This is a genomic window from Fructilactobacillus sp. X7R4C1, from assembly GCF_059901115.1.
Map to the genome: position 1 here is coordinate 160,205 of NZ_JBWXVD010000003.1, position 17,922 is coordinate 178,126.

The 17,922-nt window shown below is 41.3% G+C and carries 16 protein-coding genes; 5 read left to right on the top strand and 11 right to left on the bottom strand.

The features are described 5' to 3' along the window. Positions 1-9 precede the first annotated feature (9 nt). Positions 10-1,203 (bottom strand): MDR family MFS transporter, encoded by a 1,194-nt coding sequence (locus AC6UC9_RS04700; protein ID WP_500701286.1) that lies wholly within the window; start codon positions 1,201-1,203, stop codon positions 10-12. A 120-nt stretch (positions 1,204-1,323) separates the two neighbouring features. Continuing rightward, positions 1,324-1,446: a hypothetical protein gene (locus AC6UC9_RS04705; RefSeq protein WP_500694107.1), complete on the bottom strand. Its 123-nt coding sequence runs from the start codon at positions 1,444-1,446 to the stop codon at positions 1,324-1,326. Between the two features lie 279 nt (positions 1,447-1,725). Here AC6UC9_RS04705 and AC6UC9_RS04710 point away from each other — a divergent pair, with 279 nt between their 5' ends. Continuing rightward, positions 1,726-2,562, top strand: coding sequence for a DegV family protein (locus AC6UC9_RS04710; protein ID WP_500701287.1), 837 nt, complete (start codon positions 1,726-1,728; stop codon positions 2,560-2,562). A gap of 180 nt (positions 2,563-2,742) precedes the next feature. Then, entirely contained in the window at positions 2,743-3,246 is a 504-nt protein-coding gene (locus tag AC6UC9_RS04715; RefSeq protein ID WP_500701288.1) for a TetR/AcrR family transcriptional regulator, read from the top strand. 68 nt (positions 3,247-3,314) lie between these two features. Here the strand turns inward: AC6UC9_RS04715 and AC6UC9_RS04720 are convergent, their stop codons facing one another. Beyond that, entirely contained in the window at positions 3,315-4,151 is an 837-nt protein-coding gene (locus AC6UC9_RS04720) for an aldo/keto reductase (protein ID WP_500695847.1), read from the bottom strand. Positions 4,152-4,262: 111 nt separating this feature from the next. On the opposite strand from AC6UC9_RS04720, the gene AC6UC9_RS04725 reads away from it, so the two are divergent. The 3 genes from AC6UC9_RS04725 (at position 4,263) to AC6UC9_RS04735 (ending at position 9,315) form a co-directional block, all read left to right on the top strand. Further along, on the top strand, positions 4,263-6,008 hold the full coding sequence (locus tag AC6UC9_RS04725; RefSeq protein WP_500701289.1) for an ABC transporter ATP-binding protein: 1,746 nt from the start codon (positions 4,263-4,265) through the stop codon (positions 6,006-6,008). A gap of 92 nt (positions 6,009-6,100) precedes the next feature. Continuing rightward, positions 6,101-7,585: a glutamate/gamma-aminobutyrate family transporter YjeM gene (gene yjeM / locus AC6UC9_RS04730; protein WP_500701290.1), complete on the top strand. Its 1,485-nt coding sequence runs from the start codon at positions 6,101-6,103 to the stop codon at positions 7,583-7,585. A 143-nt stretch (positions 7,586-7,728) separates the two neighbouring features. Next, positions 7,729-9,315 (top strand): L-lactate permease, encoded by a 1,587-nt coding sequence (locus tag AC6UC9_RS04735; RefSeq protein WP_500695851.1) that lies wholly within the window; start codon positions 7,729-7,731, stop codon positions 9,313-9,315. A gap of 73 nt (positions 9,316-9,388) precedes the next feature. Here AC6UC9_RS04735 and AC6UC9_RS04740 read toward each other — a convergent pair whose 3' ends face one another. From AC6UC9_RS04740 to apf, 8 genes are all read right to left on the bottom strand, one after another. Continuing rightward, positions 9,389-9,769 (bottom strand): hypothetical protein, encoded by a 381-nt coding sequence (locus AC6UC9_RS04740; protein ID WP_500695852.1) that lies wholly within the window; start codon positions 9,767-9,769, stop codon positions 9,389-9,391. Positions 9,770-9,902: 133 nt separating this feature from the next. Further along, complete coding sequence (locus tag AC6UC9_RS04745; RefSeq protein ID WP_500701291.1) at positions 9,903-10,688, bottom strand: TMEM175 family protein; 786 nt, start codon at positions 10,686-10,688, stop codon at positions 9,903-9,905. 192 nt (positions 10,689-10,880) lie between these two features. Then, positions 10,881-13,328 carry a lectin-like domain-containing protein gene (locus tag AC6UC9_RS04750; protein WP_500701292.1) on the bottom strand — a complete coding sequence of 816 codons (2,448 nt, stop codon included), beginning with the start codon at positions 13,326-13,328 and terminating at the stop codon, positions 10,881-10,883. Positions 13,329-13,334: 6 nt separating this feature from the next. After that, complete coding sequence (locus tag AC6UC9_RS04755; protein WP_500701293.1) at positions 13,335-14,303, bottom strand: WxL protein host-binding domain-containing protein; 969 nt, start codon at positions 14,301-14,303, stop codon at positions 13,335-13,337. 7 nt (positions 14,304-14,310) lie between these two features. After that, the gene (locus AC6UC9_RS04760) at positions 14,311-14,712 is read right to left on the bottom strand and encodes a hypothetical protein (RefSeq protein WP_500699567.1); all 402 of its coding nucleotides are present in this window, start codon (positions 14,710-14,712) and stop codon (positions 14,311-14,313) included. Positions 14,713-14,732: 20 nt separating this feature from the next. Then, positions 14,733-15,800, bottom strand: coding sequence for a DUF916 domain-containing protein (locus tag AC6UC9_RS04765; protein ID WP_500694121.1), 1,068 nt, complete (start codon positions 15,798-15,800; stop codon positions 14,733-14,735). A 117-nt stretch (positions 15,801-15,917) separates the two neighbouring features. After that, the gene (locus tag AC6UC9_RS04770) at positions 15,918-16,592 is read right to left on the bottom strand and encodes a WxL domain-containing protein (RefSeq protein ID WP_500699565.1); all 675 of its coding nucleotides are present in this window, start codon (positions 16,590-16,592) and stop codon (positions 15,918-15,920) included. A 326-nt stretch (positions 16,593-16,918) separates the two neighbouring features. Next, the gene (gene apf, locus AC6UC9_RS04775) at positions 16,919-17,746 is read right to left on the bottom strand and encodes an aggregation-promoting factor (protein WP_500699564.1); all 828 of its coding nucleotides are present in this window, start codon (positions 17,744-17,746) and stop codon (positions 16,919-16,921) included. Between the last annotated feature and the right edge of the window lie 176 nt (positions 17,747-17,922).

The following is a 17,922-nucleotide window of genomic DNA, read 5'->3' on the forward strand; positions in this document are numbered from 1 at the left end:
TTTACCTCACTAATCTTGACGTGTTTTACTTAACTTTCTTGATTCGCTCATCACACAGAACAATGCGAATAAAATCAGTCCGCCGGATACGATAAATAAAGCGGGATAGTTGAAAAATTCAACCATTAATCCACCAAAGAGTGGGCCCATAGCCCTTCCAAGTGACATAAAAATATTAAATAGTCCCTGAAACTTTCCTTTTTGTCTGGGGTCCGCTAACGTATCAATCCACGCCGGAATTCCCGGCAATCCGTTCATCTCACCAAAGGTCAAAATAACCATGATAATTACGAAAACGGCGTACTGTCTAGCAAATATTAACATAAAGAAGCTTAGCGCGAAAATGATTACCCCAAAGGCAATCTGACGACTCATCTTAAACCGAGCCCCGATTTTATTAATAATCGGTTGAATGAAAACAATCAATAACCCATTAATCGTCCACAAGAAACTGTAATTTTCAAATGAGATCCCTAGTTGAGTCATGTGGACTGACATGACACTTTCCCAGAGCGTATAACTCATATAAATACAAAAAACCATGATGCAGATTAGCCAAATCAGTTTTAAACCGCGACTCTTTTTCTCAGAAACATCGTCGTCATCTTGTGAACGCTTAACGGCCGTTGGAGCTGGCCGATGTAATTTAATGTTAAATTCAAAAATCGTCATTAGTAACAACACAATGTAAAAACCAGTTGCCACGATGAAAACAATCGAAATCCCGTACTTCATCAAGAAACCAACCAACGCGGTTCCGACAACGACCCCCAGATTAAGCCCTACGTACAACGAATTAAAAACGTATCGCGTACTTTTAGAGGTGATCATTGAAGCATACGAATTTAAGAGCGTCATGCTGGACCCATTGCCTAGTCCGTACAGCAGTAACATAATTCCAAAGATGGGCCAGCCGTGAAAGAAGATCAAAGTCACAATCGAAGTCATCGTAATTAGGACACTGATGATGGCGGTCTTATATGGTGACCAGCGATCGAAAAGATAACCACCTAGATAGTTCCCAATAATCATGAACATTGACATGGCAAACAGTACGATGCCGGCCGTTGTCAGAGATTCATGAAGGTAATTATGCATGTAGACCGTGGTTAGCGGCCACATAAAGGATGACCCGGTATTTAATAATAACGAATAGATTAAAACGGTACTCAACCTTAATTCTTTTTTTCTTCCTTTTACCATTTGCTTGCCTCACTTCATTATTCATTTTAATTTTTTCTTTAATTTCAACGCTTACACGATCGACCATAATAAAAGGGGAAACCCAACCGTAGTTGAAATCCCCCTAATAATCAGCAATGCTTACTTTTTTGTCGCATGCTTCTTTTCGTTATCACGCTTTTTGGCAACCAATCCGGCTACCATCGAACCCGCTACCAGCACCGAAACAACACTGGTTAACAGGATTTTCATTTTATTTTTCATGATGAAACTCCCTGCTTTTCTCCCTAATATAGTTATATCTTGTTTGCGACAAAAAAGCTACTTCTTTCTCTAATTTATAATTTTTATAATGTGATTGCCGACCGGTTACACCATCCACACTGTGTAACCGCACTTTCAAAGATGAAGTTACCTGTCCCACGCTTAATCAAACTCTCTACTAAAATTAAATCCAATTTTAACTGGGAAAAAACCGATCCTTCTACTATAATTAAGGTCCATAAGGCAAATTAACGAAACGTTAATTGGAGGGAGAAACACATGATTCATATTGTTACTGATTCAACTGCTCAATTAACCCCAGATGAAATTCAAAAAAATAATCTCACGGTCGTACCACTTCAGGTTACCATTGATGGTAAAACTTATGAAGATGGTGTTGACATTACCAGACAAGAATTTTCCGATCATCTTGCAAACGACAAAGAATTTCCGAAGACCAGTCAACCTTCTCTGGGTCAATTCATTCAAGCCTACGAAAAAATTCAAAAAGAAGATCCAGACGCTTCAATCATCTCCATTCATTTAACCAAGGTTTTAAGCGGAACGGTTGAGACGGCTAGGACCGCTGCCAAACAAGTGGGCGGAGACATCTCAGTCCTAGACAGTGATTCCACTGATAGTGGTCTTACTTTTGCCGTCATACGCGCTAAAAAATTGGCCGATCAAGGCAAGTCTGTTAACGAAATTATGGACAATTTAAAGGCTTTTGTACCAACCATCATGACCTACGTTTTCATCAACAGTTTTGATTACATGGTCAAGGGTGGGCGTGCTAGCCGGGCGGTTGGCTTTATTTCCTCACTAATTCAACTAAAGCCCGTAATTCAACTGACTGAGGGAACTTTAAAACTGAAGTACAAGTGCCGTGGCATCAAGAAAATGACCAAGATTGCCAATCAGGTCACCGATGAAATCATTAATAATAAGGATATTTCCGAAGTTGGTCTTTCATACGTTGATGACGGAACGGCCCCAAAGAAAATTGCCGCTAAGATCAAGGAAGCTAGACCTGACATCGACGTCACTTGCCGTCTGACAAGTCCCATCGTTATGACGCACGTTGGTCCCGGTGGATTTGGCTACATCTTCGCATAACTTAATCCTAACAATTAAGATCGGACATTTATGTTCGGTCTTTTATTATGAAAAGAGGAAATCATGGAATCATCGCTTGTTTATTCGGACTTTTAATGAGCCAATTATGATAAATTAGCGGTTAACACCGTGTCAACATGTGGGTATAATTAAATTATTACATAGAAGGAAGGATTTTTTATGCCATCATCAACTTTTTTAAACCTCCCCCAGGCAAAAAAGGACCGCATTAACACAGCCCTTTTAAATGAATTTTCCGCTCATCCCTTCGCTGACGCCCAAGTTGCCAGGATCATCAAGGATGCCAAAATCTCACGTGGAGCCTACTACAAATACTTCATTACCTTAAAGGGCGGCTATGATTACACGCGCAGACTGGTTTTATCAACCATTCATCGACCTTTCACAAATAAAAAGCTTGATGAACTGAAACCAAGCGACTACGTTGATGCCGCCCGTTCCTTTCTAGAAGATAGTGCTGAAAGTGAATACTTTGAATTTATTCAGATGGACATCCTGCATAATCAGAAAAACATTGATGATTCGGCAATCATTAAGCTGCCAGCCAAACGGTGGGCCATCACCGTTCTGTGCCACCAGACGATTAAAGAGGCCATGGAATCTCCCAGTGATTCCGAAAAATTACTCCATCGGCTTCAAAGAGTCCTTGAAATTATTTATTAATTAATCCGTACAAAAAGGAGACCCAGAAGTGGGCCTCCTTTATTAATTGATTTCAAGCATTAATTAATCTAAAATTCTTCGTAAGTGGCTGGATCTTGATTATGAGTTCGACCATCTGGCTTGGTTAACGAATCAATCGTTTCCATATCTTCAGGAGTAATCTCAAAGTCAAAGACGTTCAGGTTACCACTCTGTCTACCAGGATGAGCTGACTTAGGAATTGGCAGGGTTCCTAACTGAATCTCCCAGCGTAAAATCAATTGACCAACGTTTTTATGGTACTTAGCGGCCATATCAACCAGAACTGGGTTCTTTAACATCTCACTCGCACGACCAAGTGGGCTCCAGTCTTCGGTTAAAATCCCGTGTTCTTCATCATAGTGACGCATATCAGCCTGATTAAAGTAGGGATGAAGTTCAATCTGGTTGATTGACGGCATGACACCAGTTTCATCAACTAACTTGTCCAAGTAGTCTGGTAGAAAGTTGCAGACTCCAATCGTCCGAATCAAACCATACTGTTGGGCATCGATCAGTGCTTGCCATGCTTCAACGTAGTTCCCCTCTTTGGGATTAGGCCAGTGCAACAAGTAGATATCAAAGTAGTCTAGACCAGCCCGATAAAGTGACTCTTGAATGGCATTAATGGCACTCTTTCGGTCGTAGTAACGACCTGGCAACTTTGAAGTTACCAACAAATCAGAACGGCGGACGTTCGAATTTTCAATTCCACGACCAACGGCCCCTTCGTTTTCGTAGTTGTAGGCAGTGTCGATTAACCGATAACCCTTATGAATGGCAGAAGTGATCGCCATTGCACCTTCAAAACCCTTTAAAAGATAGGTCCCAAAACCAATCTTTGGAACCTGCATTCCGTTATTTAACGTGTAATACTCATATTCCATGATGAGAACTCCTCTCAATGTGTTTCTACGATTAGGATAAGCGGAATGAATATTCGTTTCAAGCAAGTCGATTTGTGATAGGATAGTAGTTACGATTTAAGGAGTGATAACGTGAAAAAGAAAAACCAAAAAAATAACGGATCCTTTAACTTTCGGGGATTCTTCCATTTAATTCGACAAACTAAACCCCACTACTGGCAACTAATGGTCGGACTGATCCTGGGACTAATCGCTACCGGAGCCCAACTAACGGTCCCAAAGATTGCCCAGGTCATGGTGAACGACTTCGCCAAGGGCGTGAGTCTAGTCCTGATTTTTGCCATGGTTATTTTATTCGTCTTGAGTGCCCTCATTAACGCAGGCTCAGGAACGCTCCTGGGTTTCTTCGGTGAAGACGTAGTGGCTAACCTTCGAGAACTACTATGGGAGAAAATGGTGAAGTTAAACGTTCACTACTTCGATAGCGTGAAGACCGGAAAAATGACTTCGCGGCTTGTGAGTGACACGGATCAGATTAAAGACTTACTGTCAGTTTCATTTCCCAACACGATTACATCGATCTTTCAACTAATTGGGGCTTTAATAATCATGCTAATCATGGACTGGCGAATGGCCTTAATCATGTTTATTGCCATCCCCATCGTCATGACCGTGATGCGACCCATTATTCACAAGTCGAGTCAGATTGGGAAGTCGCGTCAGGACCAAATGGCTGATTTCAGCGGAAAGGCGCAGGAAACTTTAAACGAAATTCGCTTAGTCAAATCATCAAATGCCGAACCGTACGAAACCAACGCTGGTTCTAACTTGATTCACAATCTGTATCGAATCGGCCTCAAAGAGTCGGTCTACGATTCCATTGCAGGACCAATCCTGAACACGGTCATGATGGCTATGATTGTTGGAATCTTGGCATATGGCGCTCATCGGGTTGCCATTGGAGCCATGACCATCGGAACCATGTTTGCCTTTCTAATGTACCTGTTTCAAATCATTGGTCCCGTTAGCATGCTGGGTCGTTTTGTCACTGACCTCTCGAAGGCCAATGGTTCTACCGAACACGTCCGAGAACTCCTCATTGAACCCGAAGAAGACTTTGCGTCAGGATTCTCGGATGATATTGGAGGTAAAACGTTGCGTCTCAATGACGTTAGTTTTGCCTACGACCCCGACGAACCGGTCCTAAAAAACGTCAACGTTGCCGCCAAGCCCAATCAAACTACGGCCTTCGTTGGACCTTCTGGAAGTGGAAAATCAACCATCTTCAGTTTGATTGAACGTTACTACCAACCAACGTCTGGCACCCTTACAATTGGCAAGGAAAACATCGAGGACATTAACCTCTCCAACTGGCGGCATCAAATCGGACTGGTTAGTCAGGATTCAGCCATCATGGCGGGGACGATTCGCCATAATTTGACCTATGGACTAGACGAGCAGTTTACCGATGACCAACTCTGGCACGTCCTAAGCCTGGCGTACGCGGAGGGCTTTGTGAAAGAGATGCCCGACGGACTTTCCACTCAAGTTGGTGAACGAGGAATCAAGGTCAGTGGTGGCCAAAGGCAACGACTCGCGATCGCTCGGGCCTTTTTGCGAGATCCAAAAATCTTGATGCTTGACGAAGCCACGGCCAGTCTTGATTCACAATCAGAGGCCATGGTTCAAAAGGCGCTTCATCAACTCATGAAGGGTCGTACTACCCTCATTATTGCTCACCGATTGAGTACCATCGTTGATTCAGACGACATTTACTTTGTTGACCACGGTGAAATCAGTGGACACGGGACTCACGAAGAGTTAATCAAGACTTTGCCCAAGTATCGCGAATACGTTAAAATTCAATTCAAAAAATAAGGAATTCAGCAATGAATTCTTTTTTTGTGTCACAAATCGGGATTTTCCTGTTATACTTTAAGAATTATTTAAGAAATTGGAGGTTACATTTGATGGACAATAAAAAGTTATCATTATTTGCGTTAGTCTTAATGATCTTTACATCCGTCTTCGGATCAGCGAACATTTCCAGAGCGTTCTATCTAATGGGGTATGCCTCAATCATCTGGTACATCCTGGCAGCGCTCTGCTTCTTCATCCCGTTCGCGTTCATGATTGCGGAGTTTGGTGCGGCTTTTTCAGAAAAGCACGGTGGCATCTACACTTGGATGAGCGAATCAGTTAATCCTAAATTCGCCTTCACGGGAATCTCCATGTGGTATGCTTCCGCCATCATCTGGATGGTCAACACCAGTTCCGCCATCTGGGTCCCACTTTCAAATGCAATCTTCGGCGTTGATAAAACGTCAGATGCTCATCTCTTTGGACTTTCAAGCGTTGAAACCATCGGCCTTTTAGCCGTCCTTTTAATGGTCGTAATTACGTTCATCGCTACCCGTGGAATCAGTCAAATTCAGAAGGTCACTTCCATCGGCGGGTTCGCTGCCATGCTAACCAACGTAATCCTCATTGTTGGTGGGGCCATCATCCTTTTAATTAACGGACATACCTTTCAGCCACTTTCCTGGAAAGCCGTCTTAGTATCACCCAATCCGCAATACGATTCATTAATTAATGTCCTCGGATTTATCGTATACGCAATCTTTGCCTACGGTGGACTAGAAACCATTGGGGGCCTCGTTGATCAAACCAAGACTCCCGAAAAGACTTTTCCTAAGGGAATCACCATCTCGGCCATCACTATTTCCGTTGTCTATTCGATTGGCATTTTCATGGTCGGAGCTTTTACGAACTGGAACCAGATCTTGGATTCAAAACACAACATTAACTTAGTCAACATCCCTTTCGTTATCATGAATAACTTTGGTTATCAACTGGGGACCGCCCTGAACTTTCCTCATGGCGTCTCCGTTCAAATCGGGATGTGGGTCAGCCGTTACGTCGGGGTTTCCATTTTTCTTGCGCTAAGTGGGGCCTTCATTACCCTCGTTATTTCGCCAATCAAGACGATCGTGGAAGGAACACCCAAAGAAATCTGGCCGAAGTTCTTTACCAAAATCAACCGACACAACGTACCAGGCAATGCCATGGTGATTCAGGGACTCTTAGTCATCTTATTCATCCTCGTAATCTCGTTTGGAGGACAAAGTGCCAAAGCTTTCTTCAACATTTTGGTTCAGATGACCAACGTGGCCATGGTAATTCCGTACCTGTTCATTGCCTTCTCGTTCATTGGTTTTAAAGCCAACCAGAAAATCAAGAAGCCCTTTGTCTTCTACAAGAATTCACTGGTCGCCAAATTAGCGGTCTGTGTCGTAATGCTAACGGTCGGGTTTGCGATTATCTTTACGATTATTGCCCCCGCTTTGAGTGGCAACTATGTAAGTAGTATCTGGATGGTCGTAGGACCAGTACTGTTTGGTATTGTGGGTTATCTTTTATACCACCACTACGAAAAGAAATATCTAAGTAAATAAGCAAAAATGAGACGTCCCTTTGGTGAGGGGCGTCTCTTTTTACGTTTGAACTGTTCGATCTCCCTTAGCTTGAACTCGGTGACTCATGTATAATAGTTACAAGACATCGTTTACCGCAAAGCACTAAGAGGAGAAAACATTATATGGAATTATTAGTTTCAATGTTTCCGATACTAGTCCCAATAATTCTGCTGGGCTTTTTAAACATGCCAGCTTTAAAGGGAATGAGTGTAACGGCAATACTTGTTATTTTAGCTAGTTTATTGGTTTGGAAGATGCCAATGAAAGCTCTGGCAGCCTCAGCCATTCAGGGAGTCCACAAAAGTCTGACGATTGCTTGGATTCTCCTTGGGGCACTGTTATTACTAAGAGCACTGGAATACACCGGATCAGTTGACCGGATTAACGCTGGCTTCACCAATTTAACCACCGACATGCGCCTGCAAGCCATCCTGATTGTATTTCTGTTTGGGTCCCTAATTGAGGGAGTCTCGGGCTTCGGTGCTCCAGCCATGGTCACTGCGCCACTGCTAATCGCTCTGGGATTTAAGCCCCTATCTTCAATCGTTTTGGCCCTTGTCGCCGACTCAACGGCCGCCTCGTTTGGAGCCGTCGGGACCCCGCTAACGGTTGGTCTAAGTAACACCGTTAGTACGGCTGAGATGGGAAAAGTCGGGTTAAAGATTGCTAACCTCGAGTTAATCAGTGGGACCCTGGTTCCGCTGATCCTAATCGTGATGCTGGTTTTCCTACTTCCCAACCAATACACCAAGCACCGCTTCAAATCAGTTTTACAGGTTACTCCATGGTGTCTTGCCATTGGTTTAATCTACTCGACTTCAACCATTATCAGTCAATTATTACTGGGATACGAATTAACATCCGTTATCAGCCCAATCATTGCGCTGATTTTTGCCATCTTAAGTATTAAGTTCAACATCTTACTACCAAGGGATGTTAAGAAAAATCCATGGCAGCAGTCCGAAAAAGTAACCATCAAAGAGCCCCGAACCGATATTTCACTAATTAGAGCATGGTTACCATACGTCCTCGTAGTCGTTCTATTAGTGATCCCTAAACTCGTCAAACCGGTTCATAACTGGTTAAACAGCCACGTCAACCTATCATTAACCAACATTCTTGGCTTTAAGGCAATTGACTCAAGCTGGCTCCTTTTAGCTTCACCGGGAACCGTCCTCTTGATTGTTGCCCTACTAACGGTCCTGCTTCGTGAAGAATCATTTCGTTCGTTTTCACACGAAGCGTGGGACGTGGTGAAGTCAATGAAGACCACGCTTCTGACTCTAATTGTGACTTTAATCATGGTTCAGGTCTTTACTAACACCAACTTTAACGGCGCTAAACTTGACAGCATGCCCGGTTACTTAGCATCGTTTATGGCTACGCACCTGCATGGCGTCTGGTTAGCAATCGCACCAATCCTAGGCGCAGTGGGATCATTTGTCACCGGGAGCACGACCGTCTCGACCTTGACTTTCTCATCAATTCAGGCTGATGTCGCCGTGGACGCTGGCTTAGACAAATTTCTCATCCTTGCCGGTCAAGTCATCGGCGCCGCCGTTGGAAACATGATTTGTGTCTACAACATTGTTTCCGTTAGTGGAGTAGTTGGCTTGAAAGGTCAAGAGGGCACGGTGATGAGAAAGACTGCCATTCCGGCGGCGGCCTATCTCTTCTTCCTCATTATTTCCATCTTCATATTCAAATAATTACAGGTAAACAAAAAATCCATCCCAATTCAACATTGGAATGGATTTTTTTCAGATTTAATTATCAAAAATTTTAATCTTTAAACGTCCATACTTCGTTAAGTAAAAAGCCAATAAACCCTAGAATCAGGATTAAATCAGTCCACATGACGGAAAGATGAGAAATTCCAATTATTACCAAAAGAAACACAAGCAGGGTCACAATTCCACCCCAAATACGTTGCTTTGGAGTAATTTCACCCGCAATCTCCATTGCTGGATTCTTAATAAATAAAGTGACAGCCCAAATAATGATACAGAGGGCACTTAAAATAATTAAAATCCAGTCAATGAAACCAATGGGAAAACCATAGATAATCTCTTGGATGCCTTCAACCACACTAGTGCCAAATAAAATCATGGCCATGGCCGTCCACAGTAAACTGATACGACTAGTAAATGCGTTTTTCTCCATATTTAACACCTACCTTTAGATAAATTTTAACATATATTTAACTTTGAAAGAAAATGTTGAAGAAAAAAGGGACTGACATCGTTTGTTCATTGACATCAATCCCTAAAAATATTTTATAGCAATGCTTTAAGTTTTACCTCTGATCAGCGGCCCACTTGGCAAACTGGGTCCAAATCTCATGCTTTTCTTTCTCATCATCAGTACCCTTTGACGCCTTAATCGTCGAAGCTAACTTGGCTTTTAAGGATTTTTTCTGATCAGCTGTCAAATTTTTAACCGACTCAGTTAAATTAACCTGGCCCTCTTCCATTCCTTGATTAGCCAAGTTCAAGGTCCCGTGCTCGTGGCTGTTTTCAATAAACGACCAAATTGGGATAATGATAAATAAAGTCAAAGCAATTCTAGGAAAGAAAAACGCCAAAATAATCAAAATGACGTACGCCGCAATTGAATAGTTAAAGTTTCTGGCAAAAATATAGTTGAAAACTTCATGTTGCTTGGAGTGCTTTCGGTACTTGACTTCAGCAATTTGCGACACAATGATGCGAAAGGCCACCAATAAAATTAGTGAAAGAGTGCCATAAAGCATCACCGTGATTTGCGATGTATCGTCGGTCATAAGCTTAGTAAAAGTTGGAATTAACGACATGAAAAAGAGGAACACCAGGTCCATGACAACCGTCTTGTTGGCGACTTTTTCGGTATCATTGAATACTTGTGCATGCTGATACCACAAGTTCCCAACAAAACAAAAACTAACGGCATAGATTCCAATGGCACGAAATAGAACCAGATACTCAACGTTTCCACCCATTTTCTCAATCGGCAGTTCCAACACCATCACGGTAATAATGATGGCAATAATGGCATCACTGAAGGCATCAAGTCGATCTTTCATTTTTTTCTTGATTTCACCCATAACGTTTCCTCACTTTGATAGACTTACGCTAATTATAGCACGCCATTATGGAGATTTTAAACACATCAAAAAAGCGTTTCACAATTACCAACTTCATGATTAAATTTATCTACAACCAAAAAGGCTATCAAGTCCTTGATAGCCTTTCATTTGGCAAAACATATCATAACCGCGATCACTGATTAACCGTCTTTATGGTGTTCCACTATCTTTTGAACCATACTTGATGCTCCAGTTAAGCGTAGCGTCATATCCTCCGGTACTACCGACGGCACTTCCACTCTGGTTCATCCTTAAATCAAGACCTTGATTAGCATTCCATTTAATTGGAGTCGTAATCTTACCATCTTCCTTTTTCCCAGGATAGTTGTAAACCTGAACGTTGCCAGTTCCTGGATTCAAAATGGTTGGTTGCTTGCTGTTTAAGGCAAAGTAAGCCAGTGAAAATGGTGACCCGGGTCTCCCAATCTCATGCGGATTTTCAGGAGTATTCTCCTGAGAGAGCCAGACACTGTACGGACTCTTAACACGACGATCATCGGTTAAACTAGCAATCTCGTATCCTTTGTTGATGTCAATCGGGGTCTTTTTCTTACCGAGGTTTCTCGGTTGCATGTACTGATCCTTAAAGAAGTAGTCATTTTGAAAGCCGTAGTCTAAATCCTGCGGTTGATTCAAAACAACCGATCCATTATAGAAATTATAGGTCTCTTTTCGTCCTTGAAACTTAAGTGAATCCTGGTTGCGATCGGTTCCCGTCAATTCAGGGATTGAACTCATATTATCAGGATTATTGTCCCCGAGTTGAAGGTCAGCGGTAATATTAGTTACCTCTCGACCATTCATGTCTGGAAGATTCTTAATCGTAATCTTCTTAGCGTTCTTAAAGTTAGAGTTGGAGTCTTTCCCACTAATCTCATAATCGGTGGTGTCACTTACCGTATAATCACTATTACTAATTGGTTCTCCGTTAACATCAATGTTCTTGATGTCTTTAATACTTGGAACCACAAATGAATACGAACCATCTTTAAACTGCGTGCCTTCAATCATGTTATGAAGGGAAATCTTGTACTGAACCTCACTTCCGTCTTTGACGTCGGTCAGATTATTGGTCCAAGTATTACCACCGTCATTTGACATCTGGTTTTGTAAAATAACCCGTGGTTTAACGTTGTCGTACGGGTTATTCGACATTTCGACAGTCGCCTGACTTGACTTAACCACTCCGTCATCCGGTGCCGTAAAGTTACTTCCCTTAGCGGTTACCGTATTCTGCTTAGTATTAGGATCTGGATCAGTAATAATCGTTCGAAATCCAACCGAGTCAGGTTTCCCATCATCGTCGATGGGTTCAATTCCGTTGGGGTATTCCGCCACGATTTGATCGTTATCGTCCAGACCACGCATCCCTAGATTGGTCATGTCATCCGTAACCTTAACGTTATCCCAGGTATTTCCTAAACCATTATCTTTGTAGTTGTAGGTATCGACCTTATAAAGCATCACGTCTCCAACCTTAGCGTTAGTGACAAGGTCCTTAAATTCACTTGGATCGATTTCCTTAATCATGTCATTTGCGGCACCGGTATCACTATCATAGGGATTAATATCCTTATACTTCCCCTCACGTTGAAGTGCACTTAAATCACAAACTAATTTTTTAACTCCAGGAATCTGAGGAATTTCGGTATTGGCAATGGCACTGACCATGTTCAACGCACCAGTTGCACCAGTAAATCCCCACCAGGCGTAGTTACCGTTAAATTGACTTAAAGGAACATTTTCAGTAGTGGTATGCTGATCAATTCCGTCAATTGAGTGACCAGACTTGGGATCATTATAAGTAACCGTTGCGGTGGCATGATCCGACCTGGCGTTACTATCTGGTTGCCAGTCATTAGGCATCCACTTGTAAGTCACCGGGATCCATGTTCCCTGATTAGCCGTTAAAGATGGCGTCTGACTATAATCATGGTGATTGATTCCAATATGATCTTTATTGTGCCAGTCAAATGGACCAGTGAATTCATTTGGGTAAATGAACGCCGTATGTGGAATCTTTCGCGGCAATTTATGGTCACTATAATCTCCGTTGTAGTATGGATCAAACTCAAACGATAAAGCATTGTGAATAAATTGGGTTCTCAAATATGCTTTTTTAGGATTAACATGATCATTGTCAATTGCCTTTGAAGCGGTTCGGACATTTCCATATGAACCGAGTGATTCACCCGATGATCCGATGGCATTTGGATTGTCATTTTGCAGGGTAAAGGTCAGTCCATCAGCTAATGTTTTAACTTTTTTCGGGTTTTTCATATAAACGTAAAACTTAATTGTAAACGGTTTTTGTAAATCAACTTGGTTCTTCCACCACATGGTTTGAGCAGAATGATCATCACCAGTATTATCAGTTACCACCTGAACGTTGGGATATCTTTTTTGAACGCTTTCATTCGGTTGAATCCCAGCAAACATAAATTCATCCATTGACGGACCTGATTCTGGTGGTGCAGGAATGTTATACGGATTATCTGGATCCGCCCTAACACTCATCATTGCGCCACAAATCATAAATACAGCAGTACAAACCACTCCTATTAATAGCTTATAAAGTACTTCTCTTTTTATTCTCATTTTTTCTCAATTCTTTTTATTTTTCTTTTTGTGATAGAACATCCGACAAATCCAAAAAATAATCCAAATTTCGATGGTCAAAAATACCGCAATTAAAACCGGTACGTATGACTCTACTTGGTTTGATAACTTTAGTGGGGTAAACGTCTTGTGCAATCGAACCATTTGCTTGTCAGAATGGATCATAATATCCATCCGATACTTACCAGGCTGCAATTTTTGATAGGGAATTGTCCACACCAAAGGAGTATTCGGGGCAATACTGACATCCGAATATTCCTTTATCGTATCCAACTTTTCGTTATGAAAAACTTTGACTCGCACCCTCGCATGTTGAATCAGCTGTGGGTAATTATTCTTAATCGTAACTTTAAACGCATTTAATCCATCATAATTTCCACTCTCAATGTTTGAAATTTTTAAACGATCTAATTTCAATCCATCCTGTCCACTTAACGAAACTCCAATAACGTAACTGGCTAAACTGTTAACCTTCTCGTTTGAAACGGAAGGAACCACTCCAGTAGCAGTGATGCCAGCAAGTTCTGTTCCCATAACTCGTGAATTTGTCCTGATTTGGTAATTGACTACCTTACTTGCATCCGGAGCCAAATTCACTTCTCTTTTAAGTTTTCCAACAACTTGTCTAGAAACCGAATTCTGATCATTTTTAAGCACGCTTGGATTAGCGTATGAAATACTGCCACTCGACGTGGTCGTTGCATTATTCAGCGTTAACCTAATTTTAATGGGACGGTCTCCGTGATTTTTCAAAAGAAGCGGGAGCTGGTATTCCCGATTCGGTTTAGCTTGAATCGCAAAATACTCCTTTCCCTTTTGAAGCGGAAGTCCACCCAAAACCGGCGTGGCAGAAAATGACGGATAATCATCCGAATTGGCCTGGGAAGTCATTGGCACAAACAGTTCAATCAACAAAACTCCAACTAAAATTATAATTTTAATTAGTTTTCGCATTTGAATTTTATTTCGAATTCTTCAATTCTAATTTTTTAATGAAATGACGGTTTAATATAATCAGAAAAGCGATAAAGAGAAAAATCACTCCGGCTACCATTGTGCCCCATTTAAGCATTTGTCCTGTTTGAGGTAACGTACCTTGTTGCTCCCCACTAACAGCAATGGTTGGCGGAATTTTAGTGCCTTCTGATTCAGAGGGACCTGGGGTTTTATTAGACATGTCTTCAGGTTGACCACCCTGTCCATTGGGTCCTGGGGTTACGTTTCTACCAATTCGAATTGTGGTATTTGAATTAGATTCACTCTTCGCAAACGAAGCTGCATTCGCTTCTAACCCAATGGCTATTAAAATAGTTAGTCCAGTTAACAGTACCATCCTTAAAAACTTAGAACATTGTATTCGCATTTGTACATCTCCCAACCTAGTTATTTAGATTGATCGTTTCTTTTATCAAGTTCTGCTTGCTGTGCGGCAATCAAATCCTTTTGTTTTTTGTGTTGACGGTACAAAACGTAGCATAAGATCAAGATTAAGATTAACAAGATAATCAATAGGATGATCCACCACCAGTTTTTATTAGCATTATTAATTGCTGCCTGAGCAATTGAAATATGGAAGTCTTTTTCAATATCCCACTTGTTTCCGTTAATGTCTGAAGCCTGCAAACTCAAATGATAATTACCGGGTAACAACGCGTTTTTGCCAAAATTATTCATAAAATTAAAGTTGGAATTAGGCGCCATACTTAAGCCACTCTGGTTGGCCTTACTCAAGACCTTCTTCGGATTACTCTTTCGGTAAATCTTGTCTTTTAAATGCATTTGACTAACCGTCGTGGGCTTTTCGTTCGCTAACTTAGTATAAATCACCGGTTCATTAGATACCTTCCCCGGTTTAATGCCTTGAGCCGTAAGCTTTGGTTTAATGGTTTGATTAGTGTTGTCACGAAGATAGACGGGCATTGCTAAAGCAAACTTATTATTAACGCTGACTCCCCTTAACTTAGCTGCGGAAGGTGGTAATTGTGGACTAACGTACAGTCCACCCATGATGACACCTTGATAGGTTTTGTCCGGAGCTTTTACGTTAAAGTTAACGTTGGTTCCCTTATTAGGAGCTAAGTTAATCGTCTGCTTCTTGTCTCCTTGGACTAAATCCTTGAATTTATACTTCAAAGTTTTATCAGTCGGAAACTTATTAGTCGGATTGAGCGCAATGGCACCTCCACCGGAAGTAAAAGCAGTTGTTGGTTCAATGCTAAAGGACTGGGGTGATTTGGATAAATTAACGATGCTCAAACTAATTTGTTGGGTTTGACCCGGCTTAGTTTGAACAAAGATCACTCCATCTTGCTTAATTTGATTCTTAGTGTAATTCGGTTTAACCGCAATTGATGGACCTTGGGCTGCATTTGTTTTTAAGGTTCCAAGTATCGGAATCATCAAAAGAATGGTTGCAACGGCAAGTAAAAACGGTAACCAGAATTTCTTCAACCTTGATAAAATTACAATCACGTCCTACTTAATTAATTTTCTAATTTACTAAAAAGAAGACAAACCGTACGTGGTCTGTCTTCTTGGTTATACAATACACACCCGTAAAGAGAACTATTAGTTAGTTGGGTTTTGTGGGCCTTGTGCGTTAAGAGTCCAAGTAATTTGTGCGTTGTAATCAGCTGGAGTAACGTTAGCTGGCATGTTCAAACTAGCGTCAGTACTCTTTGAGTAGTTAACTGAAGTTGATCCTAAACCTTGACCAGCATTAGCTGAAAGAACTTGGGTAGAATTGTTAGATCCGGCTTGAAGCAATGGAGTATTAACTTCAGCGGTACTGCCAGTACTATTCTTATAAGCGGTTTGATTTAATTGAACACCCCAACCATTACCAGGTTGATCATTAAATTGACCTAAAGCAGCTGAGACATTCCAACCAGCACCATTTGGTTGGTCTTTAACGGCACGACCATCAACAACCACTAATTGTGGCTTACCATTACCGGTTTGGTTATCATGCAACGGAATTCCAAATTGTGGGTTAGGATTGTTAGCTGCTTCACCGAAGTTTAAATCGGGAACTTCTGATAAAGTTAAGTATCCGGTTCTTACTTGAACGTGAGCATTTGACTTTTCTGATACTGAACCAGTAGTGTCATTAGGAGTTGAGCTAGTGTCGCCATTTGCAGTATCGGCATTTGCATTAACATTACCAACGGCCATTGACAAACCTAAAACGGCTGCTAATGATGCCACACCTAAAACTAATTTCTTACCAATATTTGCTTCCATAAAAAACTACCTCCAAAAAATATATTATTTTATTGCTAATAAATTGTATGTTTGTAATGGTGATAAAGCACCACAGACACGCAATCTAATAACATCTTTCACAAAGACATTATACCATAGAATAAAATCCTTGTGCAATAAAAATAGGAAAAATTTCACAACACCCACTTCTTTTCACAATATCCTAATAGAATCCTGGCTCCATGCAAAAGTCTACTATTAGTATAACTTATAAATGGATTATTTTTCAAGCTAAAAAAGTCACGGTGACCTTTCGATCACCGCGACTTCAATTAATTCTTATTAATTAGTTAGTATAAATTATCTTAGTACCAACCGTGTGATTGCCAGAATGCTTGGGCACCTGACCATGAACCGTAACGTGAAGTTACGTATTGGTTGGCAACACGATCTTGGTTAGCAGCTGAGTAGTCACCGTTTAAGTATGACTTAGATAATTGGTACTTACCGTAGTAGTTACCATTTGAAGCAGTGTATGAGCCACCTGATTCACGTGAAGTGATCCAAGCTTTGGCTGCATCGTCACCACCGTTGTTTGAGTAGCTAACGTTAGCTGGTTTAACGTTAGTTTGTACAGCGTAAGTTCTTTGGTTAGTTTGTGGTGCTGCTGGAGCTGGAGTGCTCTTTTGAACTGGTGCTTGTACATTAGCCTTTGGTGCTTGGGTTGATTGAGCATTAGCTTGTTGTTGTGCAGGTTGTGCTTGTTGTACAGGAGCTTGAGCTGGTTGAGCAGCTGGGGCTTGTACATTAGCCTTTGGTGCTTGGGCTGGTTGAGCAGCAGCTGGTTGTTGTACAGGTTGTGCAACCTTAGCAGCTGGGGCTTTAACAGCTGGAGTAGTCTTTGGTGCTTGGTAACCAGTAGTTTGTGCTGGTTGTGATACTGCGTTTGGAACAGTAACGCCAGTTGGGATTACTAATCTTTGTCCAACTGAGATTTGGTCAACATTTTGTAAATGGTTAGCTTTGGCGATTTGGTTAGCAGAAACTTTGTATTGTTGAGCAATTTCTGAAACAGTGTCACCTGCTTTAACTGTAACGTTTGTTGAAGCGTGGGTGGTGTTAGCACCTACTGCTAATAAACCTAATGCTGCGGCACTTGATAAAACTACGGCCTTGATACTTTTTGACTTCATAATAATAATCACTCCTAATCTAAATTTCTTAACTAATTTTCGTTTTCCGGTTTTCTGTTTTTTAAATTCGTTGATCTCCTGTATCAATCAACAATGTATATACTAAACGGAAAACATTACACACAAATAACACAGTGTTTAAAAAAATCGCCGATTTTTGTTATTTTGTAACATAA